This is a genomic window from Lyngbya sp. PCC 8106, assembly GCF_000169095.1.
Lineage (GTDB): Bacteria > Cyanobacteriota > Cyanobacteriia > Cyanobacteriales > Microcoleaceae > Capilliphycus.
Genome location: NZ_AAVU01000006.1, coordinates 1 through 25,800, shown reverse-complemented (window position 1 = coordinate 25,800; position 25,800 = coordinate 1). Strand labels below are relative to the sequence as shown.

Below are 25,800 nucleotides of genomic sequence, written 5' to 3'. Positions count from 1 at the left end.
TTATAGACCTGTATTATCTCCCCAAAATTGAATCGCTTTGATAATAAAATAACCAATAGGACGATTAATCGCTTGTTGAATTTTTTCAATATTTTCAGGCGTTAAAGTCTCAATTAAACTCTGTTTTAAAACGGGATCGCTTTCAAGTTGTTCAACAATTTCTGCTGCGGCTTTCATCTGTTCCGACGTTGTATTAATCGGATAAACTGCTTCTATTTCTTGGATAAACTGTTCAATTACTGAAATAATGGCAGCTAAATTTTGAGGTAAATCCTGTTGTAAAGAGGTTTCCTGATTAACCGTTTCTACAGACAAATTTTGAGATTTTTTTTGTTTTTCCATTTCCTCATATTCTTCTTCTCCTTTGAGAGAAACCTGAGAAATTTTTCCCGAAAACTCCGAACGGTGATCGTTAGCCGAATCTAAAATAGTAGAATACCAACTTTCTTTATTTTGCAAGAATGAACGAATTAAAGCCGTAAATTCTTGAGGATTTAAGGTTCGATTCCAATCCGACGGCTGACGATAGGGATTAGGATCACTACTCTTTTCAGACGGAAACCGTAAAAACAAATAATCACAAGTGATATTTCTGAGTTGAGTTGTGAGAGTAATTGCCCAATCTTGAATAAAAGCCCCCGTTAAGGTCGCCCCATTAAGATTAGCTTGACTTAATTTAGTTTGAATCAACTTTGCTTTCGATAAATCAGCCCCGCGTAAATTCGTAAAACTGAGATTGGCACTGATGAAACTCGCCCCGGCTAAATTCGCATTTTGTAAGCTGAGTCCCCGCAAATCTTGAAAATCATAATTCTGGTTTTGACCTTGACCCGTTTGTAATAATTCCCGAATTTTTGCATTCTCTAAATAAGTATTACCGCCTCTAACTTGATCGAGTAGTTTTGCGCCACGCCAACGAGTTCGGATTAGTTTAGCATGACGAAAATCAGTTCCTTTGAGATTAGCATTAATAAAATTAGCATCTGTTAAATCAGCTTGACGAAAACTTGTTCCTCCCATCGCCGCTAAATTAACCGCTAAATTGTGAACTAAAACATATTTTTTGTTGCCTTGAATCGCCTGCCAACCGATATAATCAAACCAAAACGTCACAAAAACAGCCAATGCGATCGCGATTGCACTCACCCCACCAGAAATATAACCCGCGATCGCACTCGCCGCCACCGCCACCGTTAACACCTTGGTCAGACTCATCACCCAAGCCAGACGCTCAGTCACCGCAAAAATCACCCCAAAAGCCACCGCCGATGCAAACAAGATCGCCCCTGCAAACCCCGCTAACACCCCCGCGATCGCCAAAGTACCGAGCAACGTGACAACATTCGCCAGTCCAGAGACCACCCCGATAATAATCCCGACAATCACAATTTCGATCGTATCGATAAACGCTCCCCAACCCCGTTCAATTCCCCGACGTCCACCCATGAAAACCAAGACCAGCATTAAAGCCAGTGCAGCCCAACCCGTGTTCGCGTCTTCAGGAGTGGACATATTGAAAAACAACAATACAAAATAACCCACAAGCACCAAAGACAGTCCCAAAAAAACCGATAATAGCCATGCTGTCCCGGAGAGGATGATCACCCAAGCCTTGGGAAGTCCAGCTTTTGCCCCTCGAAACTTCACTTCGGATAGGCCAGCACCTTTAAAGTTTGTTCCTTGGATATCGGCATAGCTAAAGTCTGCACCCGACAAATTTTGACCTTGAAAAGATTGATGACGGAGGTTTTGACCTCGAAAGTCTCTGCGACCTTGAGCATAGAGTTGCGACACCTGTTGGCCTTTCATGGGGCTGTCTCGATTTCTAAAGTTGGGCGATCAGTCAGGGGGGCGATACTCCCTTCTTCAACAACAATAGCGGATCAACTTGAATCTATTTATCTGAGAAATCAGTGATTATGTACAGTAGAAGTAGGTCGCTAGAAGTTAATCAGATGGAACCGATCACTACTGTCGCTGGATGGGTTGTCCCGAAAGTCGGAGATCTTCTCTGGAAAGGAGCAACAGAACAGGTTAAAAAGACGCTCAATAAAACCGATATCGAAAAAGCGATCGCGTCCGGTTTGAAAGCAGCCGAACATTGGGAAAAACAGCAAAATCTTACCCAAAAGGGGTTATTTTATCGGGTCAGTCCTGACGGAGTAAATGGAGTTTCTAAACTTCTAGAACGGGTATTGGCTGATTCGGGAGTACAGGCGGAATTACAAAAGCCGTTGAGTCAGAAAGGTCAACCCGATATCGCGTTTTTAGCTAAAGTCTTTGAGCAAGAAGCAACAACCTCAAACACACCGATTCATTTACCTGATCTTATTGCTTGGATTGAGCAATTTGTCAAGGCTTATTTTGAAAAAACTTCAACTTTTATTCAGTTTCAAGTTAACAAAGAGAACTATTTTCAACAACTCGCAAACTGGTTTGATGATGTTAAATTTGCGGGAATTGCTGTTCCGGGTCAAGAGGTTGATCAATCGGAAAAATTGGCGCGAATTTTTGTCATGCCGGATGTGGTTGAAGATGTTTCAACTCAGAGTAACTTTGAACGAGAGTGGTTAATTTCCGGTAGTCGTCAAGCCGAATTAATCCAAGAACAGCGCGAACGAGTTTTGTTTGAAAATCTCTCAGGTCGAAGGTTTTTAGCCTCGGAACTGTTAACAGAAGTTTCTGCAAAAAAATCCGTTTTATTGGGTGCGCCGGGTTCGGGAAAAACCACTTTAATGAGTTATTTGGCGGTGATGCTAGCTCAAAAAAGACCCGAACGTTTGGGCTTGGATGTTAACGTTGACTGGCTACCGATTTTAATTCGGATGCGGGATTTTTCCCAACACCCGAATCTTGGTATTCTCGATTTTGTTAAACAATTTGCAGAAAAGAGAATGTCTGTAAAACCGCTACAGACCGGATTTTTTGAATATTGGCTGGAAGACGGACGAACGTTAATTTTATTAGACGGATTGGATGAAATCGCCGACGAAGGTAAACGGTATGAGATTGTTCGACGGATTGAAAACTTTCTCGGACAGTATAACAAAAATATTGCGATTATTACCTCTCGTCCAGCGGGTTATCGGCGCGACTTTTTCCGAACTGAGGAGTTTCCCCATCACGAACTACAACGATTTGATGATGATAAAATTGAGCAGTTTATTAACAACTGGTATGATAGCCGTTTTTTAGATAAAACAGAAGCCGAACGCCGCAAAGATAGCCTCAGAAAAGCACTCAATGATAACGACCGGATTAAACTCTTGGCACGAAATCCGCTATTATTGACGATTATTGCCTTGATTCATCGCTATCAAGCGGTTTTACCGAAAGAACGCTACAAACTTTATCAACGAGCGGTTGAAACCCTATTAACCTCCTGGGATGCCAACAAAGAACTCTCGAATCATACTATTCTGAACTATCTCGAACTGGATGATTTGCAGCGGTTAATGGAACAGTTAGCCTATTGGATACATACTCAGGGAAATACGGGAGATAATGAAGGCGGTACGGTTATTGATCGCGAGGAATTGATTGAACAGTTGAGTCGAGAAATCAAAACCCTCAAACAAATTGAACGGTATCAGGCGAAGCAAGAAGCGGAACGATTTATTGGGTTTGTTCGGGAGAGAACCGGACTGTTAAATGAACAGGGTCAGGATTGTTATGCTTTTGTTCACAAGACGTTTCAAGAATATCTCTGCGCCCAAGAGGTTAACTATCAAGCGGATAATGAGGACGATTTTGAGATAGTTTTAAATGCGATTAAAGATCATCTCCACGATGCCCACTGGCGAGAAGTTTTGCTATTGTTAATCGCCCAACAAAAACCAAAGAAAGCCGCCAAAGCAATTCGGGCAATTTTAAATCAAGGAAGCGACTACGAACAATGGCTACATCGGGATTTATTATTTGCGGGAAATTGTTTAGCCGAACATCCGAAGGGTTTAAAAGTGGCGGATAGTGGTTTGGTTGAAGACGTTTTAGAACGGTTAGTGGCGTTGGAAATTCAAGATAGATATCAAGTTGGATTTAGGGTTCGTGAACAAGTTTTTAAAATCCTGTGCAGTTTCTACGAAACTGAGTTTGAAACCCCGGCGTTGCAACTGTTGAAAGAACAAAAGGATAAAATTGATAACTCTCGTTTGCAGAAATATCAAGTCGAGTTAGGTGAACGAGAGGCGGTTATTAATACTCTCCTAGAACAACTCACCGATGAAAATTCTAATGTGCGAGAGAAGGCTGCGGAGGCTTTGGGCGAGTTAGGCAACAGTTCACAAACGGTGGTCGATGCCCTACTGCAAGCGCTCACCGATGAGGATTCTGATGTGAGTTGGAGGGCGGCCTTTGCTTTGGGTCAATTGGGCAAAGGTTCACAAACGGTGGTCGATGCTTTGCTGACAACGCTCTCCGATGAAGATTCTGATGTGCGTGGGAATGCAGCCATTGCTTTGGGTCAATTGGGCAAGGGTTCACAAACGGTAGTCGATGCCCAGCTGAAAACACTCTCCGATAAGGCTCCTTATGTGCGTGGGTGGGCTGCCAGGGCTTTGGGTATGTTGGGCAACAGTTCACAAACCGTGGTCGATGCCCTGCTGCAAACGCTCTCCGATGAAGTTTCTCATGTACGTTGGAATCCTGCCTGGGCTTTGAGTAAGTTGGGCAACAGTTCACAAACGGTGGTCGATGCCCTACTGAAAACGCTCTCCGATGAAGATTCTGATGCGCGTGGGAGTGCTGCTTCTGCTTTGGGTAAATTAGGTAACAGTTCACAAACGGTGGTGGATGCCCTGCTGAAAACACTCTCCGATGAAGATTCTTCTGTGCGTCGGGGGGCTGCCTATGCTTTGGGCAAGTTGGGTAACAGTTCACAAACAGTGGTGGATGCCCTGCTGAAAACACTCGCCGATAAAGATTCTTTTCAAAATTCTTTTGTGCGTCGGGGGGCTGCGTCTGCTTTGGGTGAGTTAGGCAAAAAATCCGATACTGTTCTTCCTGCTGTTATTCTATGGCTGGAACAACACCAAGATTCTGAAAATATTGGCAGTGGAATTGATGCGTTGTGGGATTTGTTGAATGATTGAATTGTCAAATTTATGTTCATCCACATTCCCGATGACTATTCTAAAGAAGTTAATCGTTAAATATATAGCAATGTTACCTGATTTGTAAAAAAGTAATCAAGATCACCCCCCAAAATTGGCGGGAAGGGGGGGCTGTTTCATTCTCAGTTAAAAATTGCCGGGGGTGATGGGGAGAGGTATTTTTTAAACATGAAAAATAGCTTTTTATTAATAAAAATCCTCCCTACCTCCCCACCTCCCCACCTCCCCACCTCCCAACAAATCAAGTTTTAGGGCAACGAAACGGCCCTGGGGGGAAGGGGGGGCAATGTCGTTTACAAATGATTTCTTATTGCTATAACCCCCATTTTTACGTCTATTGAAGTCTTTCATGTTATATCAAATACGGAAAATAATGCTACACATCTTTCTCCCCACCTCCCCACCTCCCCACCTCCCTATCAATCATATGCGGATGAAAATATTTCAACATCCAGAACACTTAAACAGCGTTTAACGGGTAAGATTAGCGACCTTTGATGGGAGAGGATAGAATAGAAATACTGGGTAAGATAACTATAACAATGACTCTTGATGCCTTATTCTCCCAAATTGTTAATTACCGCGATATCATCATCTTTTTGATCCTGATTGCCCCTTGGTTAACGTGGCTCATTTGTTTTATAATTCCTGGTTATTGGGAAGAACCCTATCTCCTCAGTTTTAACCTGTGGTTAGCATTAACTACGATGTTATTTTGGGTCGGATATTTAGCCTATGCGACGAATACTGGAGGTTGGTCGTTAGTGGTGAAACAGGCGGATTTGTTCTTGCTGATTTCTCCTCCTTATTATCTATTGACTTCTTTGTGGATCTCTAAACAAAGAATGCCTTTAGACTTTATTCCTGCATTTAGAACTTTAGAAGGATTTATTTTCTTAGCCGGAGCTTTTCTTGCCCTATCTTGGATTTTATCACGGATTAGAATTGTTTTTTTCTCTGCTTTGCCCTTTTCAACTTTTCTCATAATTATTGCGGTTATTTTAGGGATTGGATATCTGGGCTATCGTCAGATGGTGGGGAAATGAAAAATTCCTTGGTAAATTACCCTAAATCGTTAACTTTAAACCCTCAATTTTAGGATAAGTTTACTCCAGTTTAAGCTAACCTATAACTCAGTATTTTCTTCTTCTAAAGTGAGTGCGAGTTGGTAAATTTCACGACGGGGAAGGGAGATATTTTGAGCGAGTTGACGGCTAGCTTGCGATCGCGTTAATCCCTGACGAAGTAACGCCTCTATTTCGGCTTTAATTGCACCTTCTGACAGTTGTGGCGTTTCTTGAATTTTTCCTGCTACAACGAGAGTATATTCACCTTTGGGTTCACGATTTTCATAATGCTTGATGGCTTCCTCTAGGCTTCCTCGCCAAAATTCTTCATGGAGTTTGGTTAACTCTCTCCCGAATACAATCTGGCGATCGCTTCCTAAAGTTTCTGCTAAATCTTGTAAAGTTTGTCGTAAACGATGAGGAGATTCATATAAAATAATAGTATGAGATTGCGATCGCAAATCTTGCAAACGTTGCTGTCGAAGTTTGTTTTTTGTCGGTAAAAATCCTTCAAATACAAATCGATCCGTTTCTAAACCCGAAACACTCAACGCTGTCAAACAAGCACTCACCCCCGGAATCGGAATCACCGCAATTTCAGCTTCAATACAAGCTTTTACCAGTTCATATCCTGGATCAGAAATTCCCGGTATTCCCGCATCAGTAACAATAGCGATCGCTTTTCCCTGATGCAGCTTTTCTAAGACTTCAGGAATGCGACGATGTTGATTGTGTTCATAGTAACTAATTTGTGGAGTTTGAATTTGAAAATGTTGTAACAATTTACCCGTGTGTCGGGTATCTTCTGCGGCGATCAAATCTACCGTTTTTAGGGTTTGAACCGCTCGAAAAGTTAGATCACCCAAATTACCAATTGGTGTTCCCACCACATACAGCGTTCCTGGTTTAACTTCCATTCATTTCCAATGAGCAAAGGACAGACAAAAATTTTAAATTAACGACAATTAGTAACCCATAAACAGCTAAATTTCAATAAAGGTGCTAAACACTGAGATAGGGAAAATATTTCTGGGTGTTGATATGACTTACAACGGACTATTTGTTGGATTAGTGACGCTAGACTTTCTCTATGGGGTCAGTGAATATCCAGCTCAAAATCAAAAAGTTGTCGCTTCTGATTATACGGTAGCAGCAGGGGGGCCTGCAACTAATGCAGCCGTAACCTTTAGTTTTCTTGAAAACCAAGCTCAACTTTTCGCTGTGTTAGGAACTCATCCGATGAGCGAACTGATTCGAGCGGATTTAACTCAACAAAATGTGATTTTAACAGATTTAGACCCCACTCGCAGCGAACCGCCAACGGTTTCTTCTATTTTAGTGACTCCAAAAACAGGCGATCGCACGGTTGTTTCGATCAACGCCGTCAAATCACAAGTCTCTGTTGAGAGTTTACCTCAAAATTGTTTAGATGGGATTGATATTGTCTTGATTGACGGGCATCAAATGGAAGTCAGTCAACACATTGCCAAACTCGCCCGAGAACAGGAAATCCCCGTTGTTATTGATGGGGGCAGTTGGAAACCGGGGTTTGAAATGGTTTTACCCTATGCTGATTATGCCATTTGTTCGGCAAATTTTTATCCTCCTAATTGTCAAACTGCGGCTGATGTTTTTGCCTATCTCTATGATCTGGATATTTTGTTTATTGCCCGCACCCAAGGAAATCAACCCATTCAGTATCGTAGCCCCAACCGAGAGGGTGAAATTGAAATTCCGTCAATTCAGGCGGTGGATACGCTCGGGGCAGGTGATGTCTTTCATGGGGCGTTTTGTCATTTTATTTTACAAAGTTCTTTTGTGAAATCATTAAAAGCTGCGGCGGAAATTGCTGCTTGTTCTTGTCAATCTTTTGGAACTCGTCAATGGATAAAATCGTCTTAGCAGTAGTGTGAAATTTTTTCCCCGTTGATCACAAAGGGTTCTTCTGGGTGTAACCTCTAAAGTAGATGATTTGTACCCGAACTGAAAATAGATTGACAAAATAGAAAAATAATGATAAATAATGAGACTAAAATTCAGTAAATTAATACAGTTAGTCCTTTTTTAATTGATAATTTTTTAGCCAAAATGACAGATTCTAAACCGCTGCGAATTACGCTCCCCCCGTTGCAAATCACCCTAGAAGATGAACAACAAGTCAGTCTTCAATGGTTAGCACAACAATTAAATTTACCCTCTGAACCTCAGCCTCAAGTGTCTGACTCTTGGAAAACCTGGGTGATGATTAATAAGTTATTAAATCAACCCGATGAGGCTTTAGTGAAGCAGATGGTGGAACAGGGAGTTGATGTGAAGTTAGCCCTCGAAGAAGTCGCGCAAGCCTCAAATCATCCTTATTATCAAGCCGGAGATCAATTTGTTCAACAGTTGCGAAAATTAGAGTCTATTCTGCAAATTCAGCAGCAACTCTCGATGCTTTCCAGTCAAGCTGAAACCGTTGAACGTCGAGTGAGTCTTTCTAGAAGTGAATTTTTAGATGGGTTTTATTCTCAAAACAAACCTGTAGTTTTGACAGGAATAATGAACAACTGGAAAGCCTTAAACCTCTGGAATCCCAAGTATCTCAAACAACATTATGGCACGGCAACAGTAGAAGTTCAAGGCAATCGCAATAGTGATCCTGAGTATGAACTGAATGTCGAAAAACATCGGCAAAAAGTGTTACTTAAAGATTATATCGATTGGATAGTCGAGAAAGGAGAAAGTAATGATTGTTATATGGTTGCTAATAACCAAAATTTAGACCGAGAAGACCTCAAAGGGTTAATGAATGATCTCGAAGTTTTCCCTGAATATCTCAACCCCAAAGACACTTCACGACGAGTCTTTTTCTGGTTTGGTTCAGCCGGAACGATTACCCCATTACATCACGATCCCGTTAATTTAATGTTAGCTCAAGTGTTGGGTCGAAAACGGATTTTATTGATTCCCCCTCGTCAAACTCCCTTTCTCTACAATCATCTGGGTGTGTTTAGTCAAGTTGATCCCGAAAATCCCGACTTTAAGAAATATCCTCTCTACCAAAATATTAAACCCATTGAACTGATTTTAAAACCCGGAGAAGTGATTTTTATTCCGGTCGGTTGGTGGCATCATGTCAGAGCATTAGATGTAAGTATTTCCGTATCATTCACCAATTTTGTTTTTCCTAATTATTACCACTGGCAAAATCCTACCTTTGGTCGAACTTAGTTGAAACCCCCTAACAGTTGTGATCTCGATCAGTAAAATATTCAGCTCAGATCAAGACAGAAGGGGGCTTTAAGTCACGGATGATTTGATCAGATTTTAGCCATGATGATTAATAGATGTCTTATGGTCAACTGCAAGCCATGTTGCAGATCTGAGGTTGATAATCGCAATGTTTTCACCATCTTCTCACAAAAATAATACCGACGAGTACAAATCCCCACCCAATGATATTCCTGACCCATGCGACTGGATACAGGAACATCATTCCCTGGCTTGTGTTGCGGAAACTCTCAATCTCCTCAACCAAACCCCGAATAACGGCATTCAAGCAGGCGAAGACTTTTCTTATACCCCAGAAGGAGAATTAATAATTGGTCTGAAAACCCGAGATCTTTTGAAAGCCAATTGCGGAGATCACCACTGGAAATATGTGCGGAATTATTTGCCTATTCAAAAAGGATAAGTTTTTGCTCTAATTCCATTAAGCTTGGCTGCCGCTTTCTCCTGTGATCACAGCCGCACCAATTAAATGAGCCAAACGCAAAGCTTCTGGAACTTTACCACAATCTGTCAACCGCTCTAAAGCTTGAGCGATCACCAACGGTTCTTCACCGCAAACCTGAAAAAAAAAGGGCGGATAAGCATGAATTTGACCTGCACGGCGCAAAATTTGCCATCGTTTTTCCGCATCGGGTAAACGTCGTAGCGCCTGTTCTATCTTGCTTAAATTGGGGGGACGACGCATCACGGCAACACAAGGTCTTTCTAATCGACTCGCCAACTCCGGTAAATCGATTAAATTAAACCCTCCAAAACCAATCCCATCAATTAAAACCAGGTGCAACTGATCTAAAAACTTACCGCCAATCAGTAAGTCACAAAGGGTGTCTGTCGCATCCCACCCATCCGGTTGCACTTGTCCCCAAACCATACCCTCAAAGCGAGTTCCCCCACAAACGACACCTGCAACGGAGACAGGTTCACCGCTATGGCGCTCAAAGGTGGCATCATCAAAGCCAATCACTCGAATAACACGATTGAGTTTCAGCAGAGATTCGAGATTCATTGTCTCCCTAGTTGGGCGCACCTGCGGCACGTTGAAGCGCGACTTGACGGTTTGCTTCGTATTCTGTCACCTTTTGTTGAGCGGTTTGATAGTTGGGACTGGACTCGGGAACTTGTCCCATCAGTTCCACAGCTTGTCTCCATTGGCTAGCGACATTCTCCCACTCGGTTCGAGATTGAGCAGTTTGAGCTAGGTTAGCAGCATTAATCGCACTGCGAACGGCTTCCGTCCAAGGATCAGCAGCAGGGGTTTCTGCGGTGGGAGGGGGTTCAGAAGTCTCGGGGGTTGTCTCCTCTGGGGTTAAGGTTTCGACTTCTTCAGACTCAGAATCTCCGCCACTAAGGAAGGGAAGGGGATAAATCCCACTCAAGTGTAAACCTGCAACGGCAGCGATCGCCAACAAAATCAGCAGTCCGACAAACAGCAGTATTTTACCCTTATTGTCTGGCTGGGCTTGTTGGGTTTCTGCTTCTAAGTCGTCGTCTAAGTCGTCGTCTTCTTCCGGGTTGTAGTTCGCCCCGATATCGTCATCAATGTCTTCATCGTCAATACTTTCATCATCAAAATCATAGTCTTCAGCCTCCGGATCAGAAACGATCACGTCTTCGGGAAGCACTTCTTCTGGAATATCATCTTCGTTCAAATAGTCCTCCTCATCCTGATCAATTTCAAGCTGTGGTACAGGAGGAATCAATTCTTCCTCAAAGTCCAATGATTTTTGGGGAAAGTCTTTGAGAATAATTTCATCTTCCCATGCGGGTATGTCATCCCCAAATTCTCGCCCGTAAATTTTGACGGTATGTACAGAGTCAATGTCCAGCTTTTTCATCCCGTTCTCAATAAAGCTGACTAAGGCTTTTTGATGATTGGGGACTTGTTCGCCTTCAAGCATGACATGAAGACAGTCATTCTCCCGCATGACATCGGCGCTAATGCCTTTCGGTTTCAGGGAATGGTTGATCGCCGTGGCGATCGCTTTGGGATCACCTTGTCTAGCGAGTTGTTTAGGGAGGTCGCGTTGGTTTTCGTCTGGCATGGCTATCCCTGTGTTGGGGTAACTGGCAATTTAATGATACTATCTGTTTTTGTAAGCTGTGTAACCTAATTTGGCAAGACACTCAAGGGGTCGAACCCGCTGGCAAACGTCTCAACGATCCCAGTGTTTAACTTCTGCTTGGAGATTGAAAGAGGTTACAGAGGGCGATTACATGGGTTTGTAAGGATGAGATTTCATCAGCACCGCGTTTGAGTTGGGTTTCTAACTCTAACAATAGCGGTAAGGTGTGTTGAAGTTGTCGAACTGAAAGTGATTGTACCTCTTGACGCAGAAAATAGATGCGCTTAGGATTACCAATTTCTGCGACTTTGGCGATTTCTCGCTCATCTTTGACTCGCCGATCAATCATCAATTTTACCCATAACCAAGTCCGAAATTGACCCACTAATGTAGCCACAATTTTCAGCGAGGGTTCGTTGTGATCGATCAAAGCTGCTATTAATTCTAAAGCCTGATTGGTATTTCCGGCTTTAATTGCTTGGGCAAGTTTGAGGCTGTTTTGAGTATTGGACTGAACTAAGGTGGCGATCGCTTCGAGTTTTAACGCTTCGGAGTCGTTTCCGGCATAGAGTTTCAGTTTTTCCAATTCGTTGTAGAGTTGTTGCGTATCGTTGCCCACAGCTTCGGCTAACAGTTCAACTCCAGGTGAGGTTAGTCTAACTCCGACTTCTGCGGCGACTTGTTTGACTCGCTGTTCGAGTTGATCGGTTTTCCAAGGCGAAATTCGCGAAAATTCTTTAACGGTGGCGTGACGTTGCAGCAATTTGGTCGATTTAAGTCGGCCATCGGGTTTGTTCGGGGTTGTCAGTAACAGGGTTGTGGTTTCTGGAATGACAGCAAGGGTTCGTTCTAATTCCTGGTACACCTCCTGAGAACACTGTTGAGTGATCGGTGTATTGACCAACCAGACTAAACGGTTTCCCAAGCCAAACGGTGGGGTCATGGCCTGGTTGAGGCCAGAAATCACAGAGTTTTGCGAATCGGGTAGAATTTTGTCAAAATTGAATGTAGACCAGCTAGGATCGAGAATGGACTCGCGCAGAGCATCTACAGCTTTGGCAAGAGAAAATTCATCATCTCCCCAGTAGAGGTAAACTGGCATTGGTGACGGTTTCTGAACAAGAGGCGAAAAAGATTGGACGATACTTACCAAGTTTACGTGAATCGGGTAGCGCGGATGACGCTGCCAGAAACTTATAATTCTCAGTTAGACCACATTCAGGAGTCTCCTAAGTATAAACCACTTCCGGACGGCCAACGACAAGCGGTTCCTTTTCCTGGTTATACCATCATTACACCTCCGGCTCCTGATAATCCAGACAATCGCAGTTTTTATGACGATCTGCAAACTTGTCAGCAACAACTGAGTCAGAAATTTGATTCCCAATGGTGGGTGCCGGTGCCACCGGATAGCTTACACTTGACTTTAGCTGATTTGATCTGGAATGATGCCTATCGGGATGCTTGTCAAGACCCTGAGTTTGAACAGAAGTTACAAGGGGCGATCGCTGAATCTTTTTCCGCTTTTCAAGCGAGTTTAATCGATCAGCCGATTCGTTGGCAAGTTCTGGGAATGATTGTGATGACTCGTGCGATTGGTGTTTGTTTAGCACCCCGAGATGAAGCTTCCTATGAGGAGATTTTACAGTTTCGGCGAGCTATTTATCAAAACCCGAGTTTTAGGGCTTTGGGTATTGAACAGCAATACCATTTTACCGCTCATATTACGTTTGGGTATTTTGGGACAATTCCATCGGATTTAGATCGGAATCATCTCAATACGGTTTTGTCGGATTTTAATCATCAATGGATAGACTCACCGCAAGAACTCGTCATCAAACGGGCTGAACTTCGCAAATTTGATGATATGACGAACTATTATCGGGAGGAAAGTTGGCCTGCTTTGGAGTTTTGAAGGTTTGTCTATTTGAGTCTGATGAGAGTTGTTGATTTATTTGCCGGGTGTGGAGGGTTATCACTCGGCTTACAACAGGCTGGCTTTAATATAGTCGCCGCTTTTGATGATTGGGAAAGTGCGATTAAAGTTTATCAAAAAAACTTCGCTCATCCCATTTTTTCTGGCAATCTTCAAGAGGTTCAAACTGCGGTTGATTTAATCAAGCCTTTTTCTCCCAATGTAATTGTGGGTGGGCCTCCTTGTCAAGATTTTTCTAGTGCGGGAAAACGAGATGAAAATTTAGGACGGGGTGACTTAACTCTCGCCTTTTCTGATATTATTACCAGAATTAAACCCCAATGGTTTATTCTGGAAAATGTAGAGTTATTTAAAAAAAGCCGTCAATACAGCCAAGCAAAAGCATTATTTGAACAGTCGGGTTATGGACTAACTGAAAAAGTGTTTGATGCGAGTTTGTGTGGGGTTCCCCAAAAAAGAAAACGGTTTTTCTGGGTGGGTGAACTCAACGGAAAAGATAATCGTTTATTGAGTTATTTTGAATCTAAATTATCTTCAAAACCCACAACGGTTCGAGATTATTTGGGTGATAAACTCGGACTCGAATATTATTACCGACATCCGAGAAGTTATCAACGTCGAGGAATCTTTAGTATTGACGAACCCAGTCCAACGGTGAGAGGGGTTAACCGTCCTATTCCGAAAACCTATCAAAAACATCCTAAAGATCCAGTAGAAATTACCCCAAATCTTCGTCCGTTAACCACTCTAGAAAGAAGCTATATTCAGACTTTCCCCGAAACGTTTATTTTTGAGGGGTCTAAAACCGATCTCGAACAAATGATTGGAAATGCTGTTCCGGTTAAATTAGCGGAATTTGTGGGAAAATGTATGATTGAGTCAGTAGAAAACAGTCAATTAGAAATATCTAAATCTGAAAGTGACTATCAGCAACTCTCACTCAATTTAACTTAATCTCTAACTTAAGATTTGACTGAACTATGGTTGAAAAACTCGATGGAATAATTACTCAAAAATCTTTTGAAATTATTGATAGTGAAATAGGCGAACATTCCTTTACTGCTAACGAATACGCGATCGTTCGTCGAGCCATTCACGCTACCGCAGACTTTGAACTCGCCCAACTGATTCGTTTTAGTCCAGGTGCAATAGAGCAGGGAATTGCCAGCATAGCTCAGTGTACCCCTATTATTACAGATGTCAGCATGGTCAAGCAAGGAATTGCCGGAATGATCGCCAAAACCTTCAAAAATCCCCTGATTTGCGCCATTGAACACGTCTCAAACCCCCTTCCCGGAAAAACCCGCACCGAAACAGGACTCTTGAAAGTTGCAGAACAATTTCCGAATGGAATTTTTGTCATTGGTAACGCGCCAACTGCTTTATTATCGTTATGTTCACAGGTGAGTCAAGGTTTGGTTAAACCGTCGTTAATTATTGGTGTTCCTGTGGGGTTTGTCTCTGTTGTAGAATCAAAAAAGGTACTCGCTCAAACTTCGATTCCCCAAATTAGAATAGAAGGGCGAAAAGGCGGATCTCCTGTTGCTGCGGCGATTTTAAATGCTTTAATGGTGTTGGCGTTTTGTAACGGATAGGTTAATGCTAGGTTTTTTGGATTTATGCTTTTTGTAAACGGATATTCTAACGGATGGGTTGATGTTTGGTGATTTTGGGTTTATGCTTTTTTAACGGATATTCTAACGGATGGCTAGTGAGATAAATTGACAATACAGGTGGTTGGAATTGGTTTAAATGGAGAAGCAGGACTGAGCGAGTCTGTGCGACAAATTGTTGATCAAGCAACAGTTTTAGTGGGAAGTGATCGCCATCTTCGTTATTTTAGAGATCATCGAGCATCTCGGATAATACTACAAGATTTGACCGAAACTTTAGTTGAAATCAAGCAATATTTACTCGCCTTTGAAACAAATACGCCGGATATTGATCCCATTGTTGTTGTGTTGGTGTCTGGTGATCCGTTATTTTTTGGGTTAGGACGGTTATTATTAGCAAAATTTCCCCCCGAACAATTGACCTTTCATCCTCATATAAGTTCAATTCAACTAGCATTTAATCGGGTAAAAGTTCCTTGGCAAGATGCTCAGATTATTAGTACACATGGACGTTCTTTTGATCAACTGACTCAAGCCCTTCAACAAGGTGCAGAAAAAATTGCCATACTAACTGATACCACTTATCATACCCCAAATGCGATCGCTTGTCTACTCTATTCTCTGGATTTAGCAACCGCTTATCAGTTTTGGGTTTGTGAAAATTTAGGGGGATCAGATGAGCGAGTTCAACACTGGTCAGTTGCAGATATTTCAACTCAGAAATTTGCGCCGTTAAATGTGGTTGTTTTGTTAAGAGAGTCTCATGTTTCTCGGAGTTTAGATTTATCTCAAGTTCCCTTTTTAGGAATACCAGACTCTTTGTTTTGTAGTTTTAGCGATCGCCCTGGGCTAATGACAAAACGAGAAGTGAGAACATTAATTTTAGGAGAATTAGCATTACAACCCGAGCAAATTATTTGGGATATTGGGGCAGGAACGGGTTCAGTTTCGATAGAAATTGCGCGTTTATTTCCGAGTTCTACGTTATATGCAGTGGAAAAAACAGCCGCAGGAACAGCGTTAATTGAGCAGAATAGAGAACGATTTAAGACTCATAATGTGATTTCAATTCACGGGGAAGCACCTGCTATTTTGCATCGTTTACGCGCTCCTCACCGGATTTTTATTGGTGGAAGTGGAGGAAACTTAGAGGAAATTTTAGGGTTAGCGAGTCTACGACTAATTTCAGGAGGAGTCATTGTCTTAGCTTTGGCGACATTAGAACATTTGAATTTAGCACTCAGTTGGTTAGAAGAACGAATTAGAGTTGAACCCACTTGGCGCTATCAGTTGTTACAAGTTCAGTTATCCCGTTCAGTTCCGATTAGTAATTTAACCCGATTTTCTCCTTTAAATCCGGTGACTATTATCACCATTGATCATGTTCCTAATCTTTAAATATTTATGGTGTTTTATAATGATGTTGCAACCGCACAATTACGACCTTTATTTTTAGCTTTATAAAGAGCTTCATCAGCAACTCGAATTAAAGTTTTAGGGGAAAGTTCTAGATGAGGAATGGTAGTTGAAACTCCTAAACTCACGGTTACAGAAGAATCTACAATAGATTTGGCATGAAGAATTTTGAGCTTTTTAACTTCTTGGCGGATTAAATTTGCAACTTTTAAACCTCCAATTAATGTAGTATTGGGTAAAACAATCACAAATTCTTCGCCGCCATAACGAGCGACTAAATCCGCCGGGCGCCTTGCTGTTCGAGAAATCGCTTGAGCAATTTCTTTTAAACAATAATCGCCGGATGGATGTCCATAAAAATCATTATAAAGTTTGAAACAATCGACATCACATAAAATCAGGGATAAAAATTGTTTTTCACGAGCAAGTCGTTTCCATTCTCGCTCTAAATATTCATCAAAATAACGACGATTAGCAATTTGAGTCAGACCATCAATTTTAGCTAAACGTTCTAATTCTATATAAGCCGTTCGTAAGGCTTCTTCTGCTTTTTTATGTAGAACTAAAGCCCCCAGTTGCGCCGCCACTCCACTCACCAGTTTGATGATATGAGGATTGGCTAATATTGCCTCTTTTTTAAAAAAGACCAACACGGCTAAAACATTGTTACTCAATATCATCGGTACTGCAAAAGCTGCTTTTAATCCCATTTTTTTAGCCATCTGAAAGCGAACAAATATTTCCTCAGATTCTAAGGAAATATCCTCAATCCACTCAGATTTTTGAGAGAACCATACCCGCCCAACTAATCCCATATTCAAAGCAAACTCTAACTTCATACTGTAACTTTGAAATTCTTGGATTAACTCATCTGTACAACATTGAATTTGACTGGCTTTGTAAACAATGACAGAATCTTTCGGAATCCAAGCCTCTCCATAGTCCCAATCAATTGCTTGACAAACTTCACACAATGTCACTTCCAAAGCGGTTTCAAAATCCCAGGTTTCACTGACTGCTAGAGTAATTTTTAGTAAAAGCTGAATTTCTGCTTCTGCTTTTTGGCGATCGCGAATTTCTTGTTTAAGCTGTTGATTTTGTTTGAGTAAAAGTTTTTTTTGTCGCTGAATTGTCAATTGATTTTCTACTCGTGCTAGCACTTCATCCGCTTGAAAAGGTTTAGTAATATAGTCATTTCCTCCGACTTTAAAGCTTTTTACTTTATCAAAAGTGGTTTCAAGCGCACTAATAAAAATCACAGGAATTTCACAAGTTTCGGGACTAGCTTTGAGTTGACGACAAACCTCATAGCCGCTCATATCAGGCATTTTGATATCTAAAAGAATGAGATCGGGTAAACTAACTTTAACGGTTTCTAATGCGATAGACCCGCTGCGGGCATTTCTAACTTGATATCCTCTCTGGCGGAGTAAAGTAGATAGCATTCGGAGATTATTAAGATGATCATCAATGATCAAAATATTTGCTGAAAACTCAGACATATTTGTGTTAAATTTATACTAAACAGTAAAGCTCTATTATTGATATTTTCTCAAACAATCTCGTTTTCTTGCCACAAAACAGAATATTAACAGCTTGCTCACTCAGTTTGATGAATTTTGCCCACTTTACCATTGACGGATGATCATGGCTGCGATTTTCTCTACAATGTTAAGTAAGGTTAAGATATCATTCAAACACTGAGTTAAAACTTATGGGACTATTTGGATTTAACAAAAAAGTGGCGATTCCGAAGCCAGAAGAGGCTCTACCAGGACGTTCGCAACCAATGCCAGCACCGGAAAATCACTTCGTCAATGGCAAACCTCTACAACCTCCCTATCCCGAAAACATGGAAAAGGCAATGTTTGGGATGGGTTGCTTCTGGGGCGCTGAACGCAAATTTTGGCAGCAACCGGGGATTTTTATCACGGCTGTCGGTTATGCGGCTGGATATACACCTAACCCAACTTACCAAGAGGTTTGTACAGGTTTAACGGGTCATAATGAGGTGGTGTTGGTGGTTTATGATCCGAATGTGATCAGTTTTGAAAAGTTGCTGAAAGTGTTCTGGGAAAGCCATAATCCGACTCAAGGAATGCGTCAAGGCAATGATGTCGGAACTCAGTATCGCTCTGGAATTTATGTCTATTCTGACAAGCAACAAAGCGCTGCGGAAGCCTCACGGGATGCCTATCAGCAGGAGCTTTCTAAGGCAGGATACGGAGAAATTACCACTGAGATTATCGAAGCGCCTGAGTTGTATTTTGCTGAAAGTTATCATCAGCAATACTTGGCAAAAAATCCGAATGGATATTGTGGTTTGGGTGGAACAAAAGTTCAGTTACCAGAATCAACGGCTGCGTTTTCTGTAGAGAGTTAACTATTTCATTGGGGCGGGTTTTGTCAAAATGTATGTTTTTCACAGACAACTTTAATAAACCCGCCTTTATTGTTAGGAATGAATGATTAAATCACCTATTTTTGCAGGAGTTAATGTCGCAGATAAACTAAATTATCATTATTGAAATCATCATCATCAGAATTTTCATCATGGGGAATCGTAACGGTTCGCAAAAATTCTGCACTTTCTTCAGGTAAAGCGGTATTAATATACATTCCACTGCCTAACTCAAACCCGGCTGATAGCGAAACTCGTGGCACAACAGCAATATACCAATGAAAATATTCTGCATATTTATCAGAAGTTGGAATAGAGCGAATCGTATAGTTATAATCTGGATTTTGTAACCCATAATAAAGTTTTGCTAAAACGACTTTTAGAGTCAGAGATAAATCGGTAATTTCTCCATTGGTAATCTCATCAAAAGAGGAAGAATGACGACGGGGAAAAATCCAAATATGAAAGGGAGAAAGAGCCGCATAGGGAATAAAGGCGACAAAATATTTACTCTCGAAAACAATCCGTTCTTGGGTGTTTAGTTCCTCTTGTAAAGTATGACAAAAAATACATTCTCCAGTATCATCATAATAGCGAATGGCTTCTTGAGTGCGATCGCGCCATTGATAAGGTACAATCGGTAAAGCAGCAATTTGAGAGTGAGGATGTTCAAGAGATGTACCTGCTCCTCGTCCATGATTCTTAAAAATTACAATGGTTTCAATTCGAGAATCTTGACGTAAATCTGAGTATCTTTTTCGGTAAACTCGAAGAATGCTTGAAATGTCTTCAATACTCATCAAAGCGGTGGTTAAATCATGGCGAGAATGTTCAATAATGACTTCGTGAAAACCGACACCCGATAAGGAGCGAAAAATACCGTCAATATTTCTAATTCGTTCTCCAGTTTGAGATAAAGCGGGATATTTATTACCCACAACTCGTACTTTCCAATCACTTCCTACGCCTTCACACAGTCGCAAAGATTCAGGGGTTCCGGTTAGATGTTCGTTACCCAAACAAAACGGACAATCAGAACGATACACAGGAATTTTAAGAGTGGGAATTTCATTTTGAGTAAATTCATGGGGGCGTTTTGCTCGTTCAGTGGCAATAATTACCCAATCTCTTGTAATCAAATTTTGTCTTAACTCAGTCATAAAATTAGATAGAGAAAGAAAAGTTATTAAACTAGAATTCTGCAATCATGCTTCAGTTTCAGAATTCTGAGAAAATCTTAATGATTGTGCATCGGTAATCCTCGCTTTGTCGTCAGGTAAATCGCAAAACTGCCTAACCAATGACTTCCACTGTAGTCAACCGCAGAGACTAAGTTTAAACCTGTTTCTCGATGCACCCAGGCAACGGCTTCTAGGGCGGGTATACGAGCGTCAGAACTCGGTAATTTTGAAATAATACCTTCTAGCATCCAAGCCCGACTTAAGTTTAAACCATCAAAATGAGATTGGGCATAATCGTGGGGATTTTCTACAGAAATAGGCTGCAACCAATCGGTTTGTTTGTCGGTGGGAAGTTTAGGTAAAAACTGACTTAACCAAGCGGCAAAAGTGTCGTGAGAAAGAAGGCGTCGCATTAAGTCGGCTTCGGCTAATGTTGGTGACAGAAAATCATATCCCCAGGGTTCTAAATGCAGAGGATGATTACAATCATTGAGATAAAATTGACGGATTTTTTGCTCAATTTCTGGGATTAAACTGGGGTGATGAGCGCTTGCCCAATCCCAAATTAAACCGAAAGCAAATGCGGTTTGAGAATGGCTACCTGTACGGTTAGGGTAGGATAAATTTTGCCACCATTTTTGTAGATTTTGGACAGCAACGGTTTCTAAGGGTTGGAGAATTTCGAGCCATTTTTTGCCTTGAATATCTTGCCATTCTCTTAATTCACTGGTGAGTTGTAAAAGCCATACTAAACCGTAAGGACATTCAAACCGAGGTTGAGATTGTAAATGGTTAACTTCGGTGTTAATCTGTTCAGAGGTAATATTTTGAGCAATTGCTTCTCGGGCTGTTGGATTAAATGAAGCATCAGGAAATAAACGGATTAATCGCACAAGCATCCAATGATTATGAACGGCGGAATGCCAGTCTAAGCATCCATAAAAGGCTGGAGTGAGTTGACGATGAGGAATAAAATCTTCATCATTGTCTAACCAATATAATTGAACGTGTGGATATTCTCGTAAGACACATCCCAAAGCAAACTGAGCAAATTGATTCGCTATTTTGAGGTCAAGTTGATCGGGTTTCACAGCAGAAAATAGGGTAACTTGAACTGAGAAACAAAAGATGAGAGGATATAAGTTTAAATCCTAACCTAAAATTTTCAAATTATCAGTAATTGTCACACTTCTTTTCAAAGATAAACTCTAAATTTACTTAATTTAAAGGACTGGCTGCTTTTGCGGCTTTGGCTTGTTCGACATTAACACCTGCTAAAATGATTAAACCCACAATAAAGAAAATAATTAAGGAGAGAATAGAAGTGCGGGCGGTTCCTGTCATTTGACGAATTAACGCAAAAACTAATGGCCCAATAATTGCTGATCCTTTATTAAAAACTGAGTAAAATCCATAAAATTCAGCCGCCGCATGAACGGGAATAATTGAACCATAAAAAGAACGACTGAGAGATTGAGATCCGCCTTGAACTAATCCGACAATTCCTCCTAAAATAAAATATTCAGTTGGGGTGGTTAAAAAGTAAGCATAAATCACCACAAATGACCAACCAACCAAACTCACCATTAAGGCTTTTTTAGCGGATATTTTCTCGGCTAACTTACTAAATGCTAATGCACCGCCCACACTAACAAACTGAATCACTAATAAGGTAATCATCAAAACATTGGTGGAAAATTTTAATTCTTCAGTTCCATAAATTGTTGCCATAACAACAACGGTTTGAATTCCATTATTGTAAATCATGTAGGCAATTAAAAAAGATAATAACTGCTTGAAATTTTGCAGTTTTCTGAGGGTAATAACAGTTCTAATAATTCCAACTTTTAGATAAGCAATTCCAGAGGGAAGATGACGATATTCTACAGGTAATGTCTCCAGCGTTGGGGCTTCTTTGATGTACAAAAACGTGAAAATTGAAAAGCCACCCCACCATAATCCCGCCATTAAAATCGCTAATCTAGCCGCTAGTTCAGCAGAAATTCCTAAAGCTTGATGTCCCGCAATTAACCCGAGTGAAAGGGCAAATTGTAAACCTCCTCCGATATAACCATAAGCAAATCCTTTCCCTGAAATCCAATCTATTTGATCTTCTGAAGCTAGACTGGGTAGGAAAGCATCATAAAAAATGTTAGCACTCACAAAACCGACTTGAGCAATGAGAAGTAAAATGATAGTCTGAACTAAATCTCCGGCTTGTGAAAAGAATAATAAACAAGTCGCAAAACTCCCAGTATAGCAAAATGCCATGAGAAACTTCTTTTTAGAAGCGGAGAAGTCTGAAATCGCTCCCATCACCGGAGCTATTAAAAAAACAATAAAAGCTGATAAACTAATTAGAAATCCCCAAATTGTGGTTGCACTATAAATGGTTCCAGCAAAGCTAACACCACCTTTCGGCACGACAACAGCAGCGAAATAGGCGGGTAACACAGCCACAACAACAGTGGTGATATAGGCAGAATTTGCCCAGTCATACATCAGCCAGCCGAAAATTTGCTTTTGATTGTTAGACATCGTTAAATTTAGTGTTAATCATTAAAATAGATGTTTGAGTCACAGATTACTCCACCCTTAACTGATAGCAATAAACCTTATGCCTCGTACTCCAATTTTATCCTTTGATCGCGGTACTCTGATTTTGCATCCTCCTCCGAAAGGAAAAGCCTGGATTGACTTTGCAACTTGGGATGATCGGGTAGAAAAGTTTCGCATTCCGGCAATTTATTATCTTTCTTTAATCAAATCATTACAAGCTGAAAATGTCAATTTTGTTGATCATGCGGAAGATTTTAAATCTGTAGAATTTGTTCCGAGTGTGGAGATGAAACCCTATGCTCATCAACAGGAAGCTTTAACAGCATGGCGACAAACTCAAAGTCAAGGAGTAGTGATTTTACCGACGGCTTCGGGAAAAACTTATCTTGCTCAAATGGCGATGCAAGCGACATCAAACAGCACTTTAATTGTTGTTCCGACTTTGGATTTGATGCACCAATGGTATGCTCATTTAAAGGCGGCTTTTCCGGATTTGGAGATTGGTTTATTAGGGGGAGGTTCACGAGATAAAACTCCGATTTTAGTTGCAACTTATGATAGTGCAACGATTCATGCTGAGACGATTGGGAATAAATATGGGTTGTTAGTGTTTGATGAATGTCATCATTTACCCACGGATTTTTATCGTGTTATTGCTGAATATGCAATTGCTCCTTATCGTTTGGGTTTAACGGCGACTCCAGATCGTTCGGATGGAAAACATAGTGATTTACATTATTTAATTGGGCCTAATGTTTATAGTAAAACACCGGAACAACTTGCTGGAGTTGCATTGGCTGAACATAAAAATGTGCAGATTTTTGTGAGCCTTTCTCAACAAGAACAGAAGGTTTATCAGGATAAAATCAAGATTAGAAATGATTTCCTCAAAGACAACAAGATTAGATTGGCGAGTTTAGAAGGCTGGAAAAATTTTGTGATGATTAGTTCGCGATCTCCAACGGGAAGACGGGCGATGTTAGCCCATCGTCAAGCGAAAGAAATTGCACTTTGTACAGAAGGAAAACTGCGAGTATTAACGAATTTACTTTCTCAGCATTATCCTGAACGCATCTTGATTTTTACAGGTGATAACGCTACAGTTTATCGTATTTCTCGGGATTTTTTAATTCCAGCAATTACTCATCAAACTCCGGTGAAAGAACGTCATCAAATTTTATCTAAATTTCGCCAAGGGGAATATAAAACTTTGGTGGCTTCTCATGTGTTGAATGAAGGGGTTGATGTTCCTGACGCTCGGATTGCAATTATTTTATCTGGAACGGCTTCTGAGCGAGAATATATTCAACGTTTAGGGCGGGTTTTGCGAAAGGGAAGTCAAGCTAATAAACAGGCAGTTTTGTATGAAGTTGTCACAGAAAATACAGCCGAAGAACGAACATCACAACGGCGAAAAGGTCAGAACAAGTATTCAGCCGATCAGAATAAATCTCAATCCCAACCTCAACAGTTAGAACTGCTAAAATATGGAACAAAACCCCAACCGACAAAACGAGCTGCGGAATCTTCTGGAAAGTGGGGAGAAGATCATCCCAAATCATCTGGAAATAAGGAAGAAGAATAAATCTTGAAAGAGTTGATCAGTTTTCTTGTGTTTTGAAGCTTGATGCGATAAGATAATATTTAATATTAAACTCTAGGTTGAATCTCACTCTCTCCAAAATTAGCAAGATTGTTATCGTCAACTGAAAATCAATGTCTATCTCAAAACAAGAAGCAAAACAACAACTTGAACGTTTAATTTTTTATGATGAGTCTTCCTCCGAGTGGGTTCAGGATGTTTGGGATATGAGTCCAACTTTAGGAGAAACTGCTGCAAAATTAGTAGAAGCTTTTGATTCCTTAATTGATTATTGTCCAGAAGATCAACTAAAAAAAATGTTGCAAACTTTATATAAAGATCATCTAGAGTAATCTCACCCCAATGCCATCTAAGACACGGATTAACCGTACAGCAAGCACGGGTGATGTCTAAATCGAGAATTACTCTGTCGGGCGGTTCCCTGGCTTCTAGATGACGGAGGAAAGGGAAACTCAGGCGAACCCCCTGAACCCACTCGGAGGAAGGAAAGTGAAATCCCACAAAGCAGATGATATTGGGTTAACTCAGAGAATTGAGGAATGTTTGTGATAAACTCCTTACCTGTAAGGAAATAGTCAGTTGAACAAATAGGAAGAATGAATTCTGAAGGTTTTGGATTTGAGGTATCAGAGGCGGCAAAAGAGCTACTTTCTCCTGAGAAATTAGAACAACTCAAACAATCCTTTGCTCAAATTGATAGCAATCACGATGGTCAAATCGTGCTAGAGGAATATTTGCAATATCTGCTAGAGCAAGAGAAAGAAAAGCTAATCAAGCAGTTTAAACACCTTGATGCGAATCAAGATGGCTGTATTGAGTTTGAAGAATTTTTGATGGCAATAGAGCCAGATTATAATATTCTCAAAAAATTTCGAGAATTTGATACAGATGGCGACGGTTTACTTTCATTTCAGGAAGCATTAAAAATTGCTAATCAGTTGTATATACCTGTGGAGACAGAGGAACTCAAAATCATTTTACAGCAAGCTGATGAAAATGGAGATGAACAAGTTACCTTTTATGAATTTTTAGGAGCCATTATCCAGTTTGGTTTCCAATAGTTTGTCTGATCAGTTTATCTGGGTTCGAGAGTATTTTTTATTGAATTAACGAAGAACTCAGATTCCCCTAGCCAACTCAATACATTGCTTGAACATTTGCTTGGGTTGGCTGACTATATATTGATTCAAATTTACCCAAAACTAATCAAGCCTTAAAATGAATAAAGAAATCAATAAATTAATTTCTAGAGGCGAGAATTTGAGATAATTCAGCGTGCATAAACGCAATATCAGGATCGCGTTGAATTGCTTCAAAATAGCGCTTTTCTCGAAGGTTTCCGTTTTCAGAAGGGCGAAGCAAAATTTGAGCTTCTTCTAAGAGATGATTAACTTGTTGTAGGGTGACTGGCTCATCTTTCGCCGCCATCACTTCATCGATTTGAGCGATTAATTGAGAAAAGGGACGCAACCAACTAAACATTTCGTCTCCAATCACCAATTGAAAAAATTCTCCGCGAGAACGAATCGGGCCATTAAACTTTTCGTACTCAATTTTTTCAGATTCTAACAGTGCTT

At 40.8% G+C, this 25,800-nt stretch carries 23 protein-coding genes; 13 read left to right on the top strand and 10 right to left on the bottom strand.

Annotated features, from left to right (window positions below):
- Complete coding sequence (locus L8106_RS05785; RefSeq protein ID WP_009783285.1) at positions 1 to 1,809, bottom strand: pentapeptide repeat-containing protein; 1,809 nt, start codon at positions 1,807 to 1,809, stop codon at positions 1 to 3.
- A 146-nt stretch (positions 1,810 to 1,955) separates the two neighbouring features.
- Here L8106_RS05785 and L8106_RS05780 point away from each other — a divergent pair, with 146 nt between their 5' ends.
- Complete coding sequence (locus tag L8106_RS05780; protein ID WP_009783284.1) at positions 1,956 to 5,090, top strand: NACHT domain-containing NTPase; 3,135 nt, start codon at positions 1,956 to 1,958, stop codon at positions 5,088 to 5,090.
- Positions 5,091 to 5,653: 563 nt separating this feature from the next.
- Positions 5,654 to 6,157: a hypothetical protein gene (locus L8106_RS05775; RefSeq protein WP_009783282.1), complete on the top strand. Its 504-nt coding sequence runs from the start codon at positions 5,654 to 5,656 to the stop codon at positions 6,155 to 6,157.
- An 80-nt stretch (positions 6,158 to 6,237) separates the two neighbouring features.
- Here the strand turns inward: L8106_RS05775 and rsmI are convergent, their stop codons facing one another.
- Positions 6,238 to 7,095, bottom strand: a complete 858-nt coding sequence (gene rsmI / locus L8106_RS05770; RefSeq protein WP_009783281.1) for a 16S rRNA (cytidine(1402)-2'-O)-methyltransferase — start codon at positions 7,093 to 7,095, stop codon at positions 6,238 to 6,240.
- A gap of 124 nt (positions 7,096 to 7,219) precedes the next feature.
- Between rsmI and L8106_RS05765 the strand changes: the two genes are divergently transcribed.
- The 3 genes from L8106_RS05765 (at position 7,220) to L8106_RS05755 (ending at position 9,854) form a co-directional block, all read left to right on the top strand.
- Positions 7,220 to 8,080 (top strand): sugar kinase, encoded by an 861-nt coding sequence (locus L8106_RS05765; protein WP_009783280.1) that lies wholly within the window; start codon positions 7,220 to 7,222, stop codon positions 8,078 to 8,080.
- 186 nt (positions 8,081 to 8,266) lie between these two features.
- Entirely contained in the window at positions 8,267 to 9,391 is a 1,125-nt protein-coding gene (locus L8106_RS05760) for a cupin-like domain-containing protein (RefSeq protein ID WP_009783279.1), read from the top strand.
- A gap of 169 nt (positions 9,392 to 9,560) precedes the next feature.
- Positions 9,561 to 9,854, top strand: coding sequence for a hypothetical protein (locus L8106_RS05755; protein WP_009783278.1), 294 nt, complete (start codon positions 9,561 to 9,563; stop codon positions 9,852 to 9,854).
- An 18-nt stretch (positions 9,855 to 9,872) separates the two neighbouring features.
- Here L8106_RS05755 and L8106_RS05750 read toward each other — a convergent pair whose 3' ends face one another.
- From L8106_RS05750 to holA, 3 genes are all read right to left on the bottom strand, one after another.
- Complete coding sequence (locus L8106_RS05750) at positions 9,873 to 10,457, bottom strand: DUF99 family protein (protein WP_009783277.1); 585 nt, start codon at positions 10,455 to 10,457, stop codon at positions 9,873 to 9,875.
- A gap of 7 nt (positions 10,458 to 10,464) precedes the next feature.
- Positions 10,465 to 11,493, bottom strand: coding sequence for a hypothetical protein (locus L8106_RS05745; RefSeq protein ID WP_009783276.1), 1,029 nt, complete (start codon positions 11,491 to 11,493; stop codon positions 10,465 to 10,467).
- Positions 11,494 to 11,620: 127 nt separating this feature from the next.
- Positions 11,621 to 12,616: a DNA polymerase III subunit delta gene (gene holA / locus L8106_RS05740; protein WP_009783275.1), complete on the bottom strand. Its 996-nt coding sequence runs from the start codon at positions 12,614 to 12,616 to the stop codon at positions 11,621 to 11,623.
- Positions 12,617 to 12,691: 75 nt separating this feature from the next.
- On the opposite strand from holA, the gene L8106_RS05735 reads away from it, so the two are divergent.
- The 4 genes from L8106_RS05735 to L8106_RS05720 all read left to right on the top strand — a co-directional run bounded on the left by L8106_RS05735 (position 12,692) and on the right by L8106_RS05720 (position 16,461).
- The gene (locus L8106_RS05735) at positions 12,692 to 13,429 is read left to right on the top strand and encodes a DUF1868 domain-containing protein (RefSeq protein ID WP_009783274.1); all 738 of its coding nucleotides are present in this window, start codon (positions 12,692 to 12,694) and stop codon (positions 13,427 to 13,429) included.
- A 21-nt stretch (positions 13,430 to 13,450) separates the two neighbouring features.
- A complete protein-coding gene (locus tag L8106_RS05730; RefSeq protein WP_009783273.1) occupies positions 13,451 to 14,404 on the top strand; it encodes a DNA cytosine methyltransferase in 954 nt (317 codons plus the stop codon).
- Between the two features lie 26 nt (positions 14,405 to 14,430).
- A complete protein-coding gene (locus tag L8106_RS05725) occupies positions 14,431 to 15,045 on the top strand; it encodes a cobalt-precorrin-8X methylmutase (RefSeq protein ID WP_009783272.1) in 615 nt (204 codons plus the stop codon).
- Between the two features lie 126 nt (positions 15,046 to 15,171).
- Positions 15,172 to 16,461 carry a bifunctional cobalt-precorrin-7 (C(5))-methyltransferase/cobalt-precorrin-6B (C(15))-methyltransferase gene (locus L8106_RS05720; RefSeq protein WP_039895577.1) on the top strand — a complete coding sequence of 430 codons (1,290 nt, stop codon included), beginning with the start codon at positions 15,172 to 15,174 and terminating at the stop codon, positions 16,459 to 16,461.
- 14 nt (positions 16,462 to 16,475) lie between these two features.
- On the opposite strand, the gene L8106_RS05715 is transcribed toward L8106_RS05720, so the two are convergent.
- Positions 16,476 to 17,981 carry a diguanylate cyclase domain-containing protein gene (locus L8106_RS05715; RefSeq protein WP_009783270.1) on the bottom strand — a complete coding sequence of 502 codons (1,506 nt, stop codon included), beginning with the start codon at positions 17,979 to 17,981 and terminating at the stop codon, positions 16,476 to 16,478.
- A 212-nt stretch (positions 17,982 to 18,193) separates the two neighbouring features.
- Between L8106_RS05715 and msrA the strand changes: the two genes are divergently transcribed.
- Positions 18,194 to 18,862: a peptide-methionine (S)-S-oxide reductase MsrA gene (gene msrA, locus L8106_RS05710; RefSeq protein WP_009783269.1), complete on the top strand. Its 669-nt coding sequence runs from the start codon at positions 18,194 to 18,196 to the stop codon at positions 18,860 to 18,862.
- Between the two features lie 110 nt (positions 18,863 to 18,972).
- On the opposite strand, the gene galT is transcribed toward msrA, so the two are convergent.
- From galT to L8106_RS05695, 3 genes are all read right to left on the bottom strand, one after another.
- Positions 18,973 to 20,040 (bottom strand): galactose-1-phosphate uridylyltransferase, encoded by a 1,068-nt coding sequence (galT, locus tag L8106_RS05705; protein ID WP_009783268.1) that lies wholly within the window; start codon positions 20,038 to 20,040, stop codon positions 18,973 to 18,975.
- 77 nt (positions 20,041 to 20,117) lie between these two features.
- Positions 20,118 to 21,152: a DUF2891 domain-containing protein gene (locus tag L8106_RS05700; protein ID WP_009783267.1), complete on the bottom strand. Its 1,035-nt coding sequence runs from the start codon at positions 21,150 to 21,152 to the stop codon at positions 20,118 to 20,120.
- A 127-nt stretch (positions 21,153 to 21,279) separates the two neighbouring features.
- The gene (locus tag L8106_RS05695; protein WP_009783266.1) at positions 21,280 to 22,599 is read right to left on the bottom strand and encodes an MFS transporter; all 1,320 of its coding nucleotides are present in this window, start codon (positions 22,597 to 22,599) and stop codon (positions 21,280 to 21,282) included.
- Positions 22,600 to 22,678: 79 nt separating this feature from the next.
- Between L8106_RS05695 and L8106_RS05690 the strand changes: the two genes are divergently transcribed.
- From L8106_RS05690 to L8106_RS05680, 3 genes are all read left to right on the top strand, one after another.
- Complete coding sequence (locus L8106_RS05690) at positions 22,679 to 24,205, top strand: DEAD/DEAH box helicase (RefSeq protein ID WP_009783265.1); 1,527 nt, start codon at positions 22,679 to 22,681, stop codon at positions 24,203 to 24,205.
- Positions 24,206 to 24,336: 131 nt separating this feature from the next.
- The gene (locus L8106_RS05685) at positions 24,337 to 24,555 is read left to right on the top strand and encodes a hypothetical protein (protein ID WP_009783264.1); all 219 of its coding nucleotides are present in this window, start codon (positions 24,337 to 24,339) and stop codon (positions 24,553 to 24,555) included.
- Positions 24,556 to 24,819: 264 nt separating this feature from the next.
- A complete protein-coding gene (locus L8106_RS05680) occupies positions 24,820 to 25,284 on the top strand; it encodes an EF-hand domain-containing protein (protein ID WP_009783263.1) in 465 nt (154 codons plus the stop codon).
- A 178-nt stretch (positions 25,285 to 25,462) separates the two neighbouring features.
- Here the strand turns inward: L8106_RS05680 and L8106_RS32790 are convergent.
- Positions 25,463 to 25,800: hypothetical protein (locus L8106_RS32790; protein ID WP_009783262.1), on the bottom strand; the 338-nt coding region annotated here is incomplete at its 5' end.

Coding starts and splice junctions, on each gene's coding strand:
- L8106_RS05785 (WP_009783285.1), bottom strand. CDS start 1,809: ATGAAAGGCCAACAGGTGTCGCAACTCTATGCTCAAGGTCGCAGAGAC.
- L8106_RS05780 (WP_009783284.1), top strand. CDS start 1,956: ATGGAACCGATCACTACTGTCGCTGGATGGGTTGTCCCGAAAGTCGGA.
- L8106_RS05775 (WP_009783282.1), top strand. CDS start 5,654: ATGACTCTTGATGCCTTATTCTCCCAAATTGTTAATTACCGCGATATC.
- rsmI (WP_009783281.1), bottom strand. CDS start 7,095: ATGGAAGTTAAACCAGGAACGCTGTATGTGGTGGGAACACCAATTGGT.
- L8106_RS05765 (WP_009783280.1), top strand. CDS start 7,220: ATGACTTACAACGGACTATTTGTTGGATTAGTGACGCTAGACTTTCTC.
- L8106_RS05760 (WP_009783279.1), top strand. CDS start 8,267: ATGACAGATTCTAAACCGCTGCGAATTACGCTCCCCCCGTTGCAAATC.
- L8106_RS05755 (WP_009783278.1), top strand. CDS start 9,561: ATGTTTTCACCATCTTCTCACAAAAATAATACCGACGAGTACAAATCC.
- L8106_RS05750 (WP_009783277.1), bottom strand. CDS start 10,457: ATGAATCTCGAATCTCTGCTGAAACTCAATCGTGTTATTCGAGTGATT.
- L8106_RS05745 (WP_009783276.1), bottom strand. CDS start 11,493: ATGCCAGACGAAAACCAACGCGACCTCCCTAAACAACTCGCTAGACAA.
- holA (WP_009783275.1), bottom strand. CDS start 12,616: ATGCCAGTTTACCTCTACTGGGGAGATGATGAATTTTCTCTTGCCAAA.
- L8106_RS05735 (WP_009783274.1), top strand. CDS start 12,692: ATGACGCTGCCAGAAACTTATAATTCTCAGTTAGACCACATTCAGGAG.
- L8106_RS05730 (WP_009783273.1), top strand. CDS start 13,451: ATGAGAGTTGTTGATTTATTTGCCGGGTGTGGAGGGTTATCACTCGGC.
- L8106_RS05725 (WP_009783272.1), top strand. CDS start 14,431: ATGGTTGAAAAACTCGATGGAATAATTACTCAAAAATCTTTTGAAATT.
- L8106_RS05715 (WP_009783270.1), bottom strand. CDS start 17,981: ATGTCTGAGTTTTCAGCAAATATTTTGATCATTGATGATCATCTTAAT.
- msrA (WP_009783269.1), top strand. CDS start 18,194: ATGGGACTATTTGGATTTAACAAAAAAGTGGCGATTCCGAAGCCAGAA.
- galT (WP_009783268.1), bottom strand. CDS start 20,040: ATGACTGAGTTAAGACAAAATTTGATTACAAGAGATTGGGTAATTATT.
- L8106_RS05695 (WP_009783266.1), bottom strand. CDS start 22,599: ATGTCTAACAATCAAAAGCAAATTTTCGGCTGGCTGATGTATGACTGG.
- L8106_RS05690 (WP_009783265.1), top strand. CDS start 22,679: ATGCCTCGTACTCCAATTTTATCCTTTGATCGCGGTACTCTGATTTTG.
- L8106_RS05685 (WP_009783264.1), top strand. CDS start 24,337: ATGTCTATCTCAAAACAAGAAGCAAAACAACAACTTGAACGTTTAATT.
- L8106_RS05680 (WP_009783263.1), top strand. CDS start 24,820: ATGAATTCTGAAGGTTTTGGATTTGAGGTATCAGAGGCGGCAAAAGAG.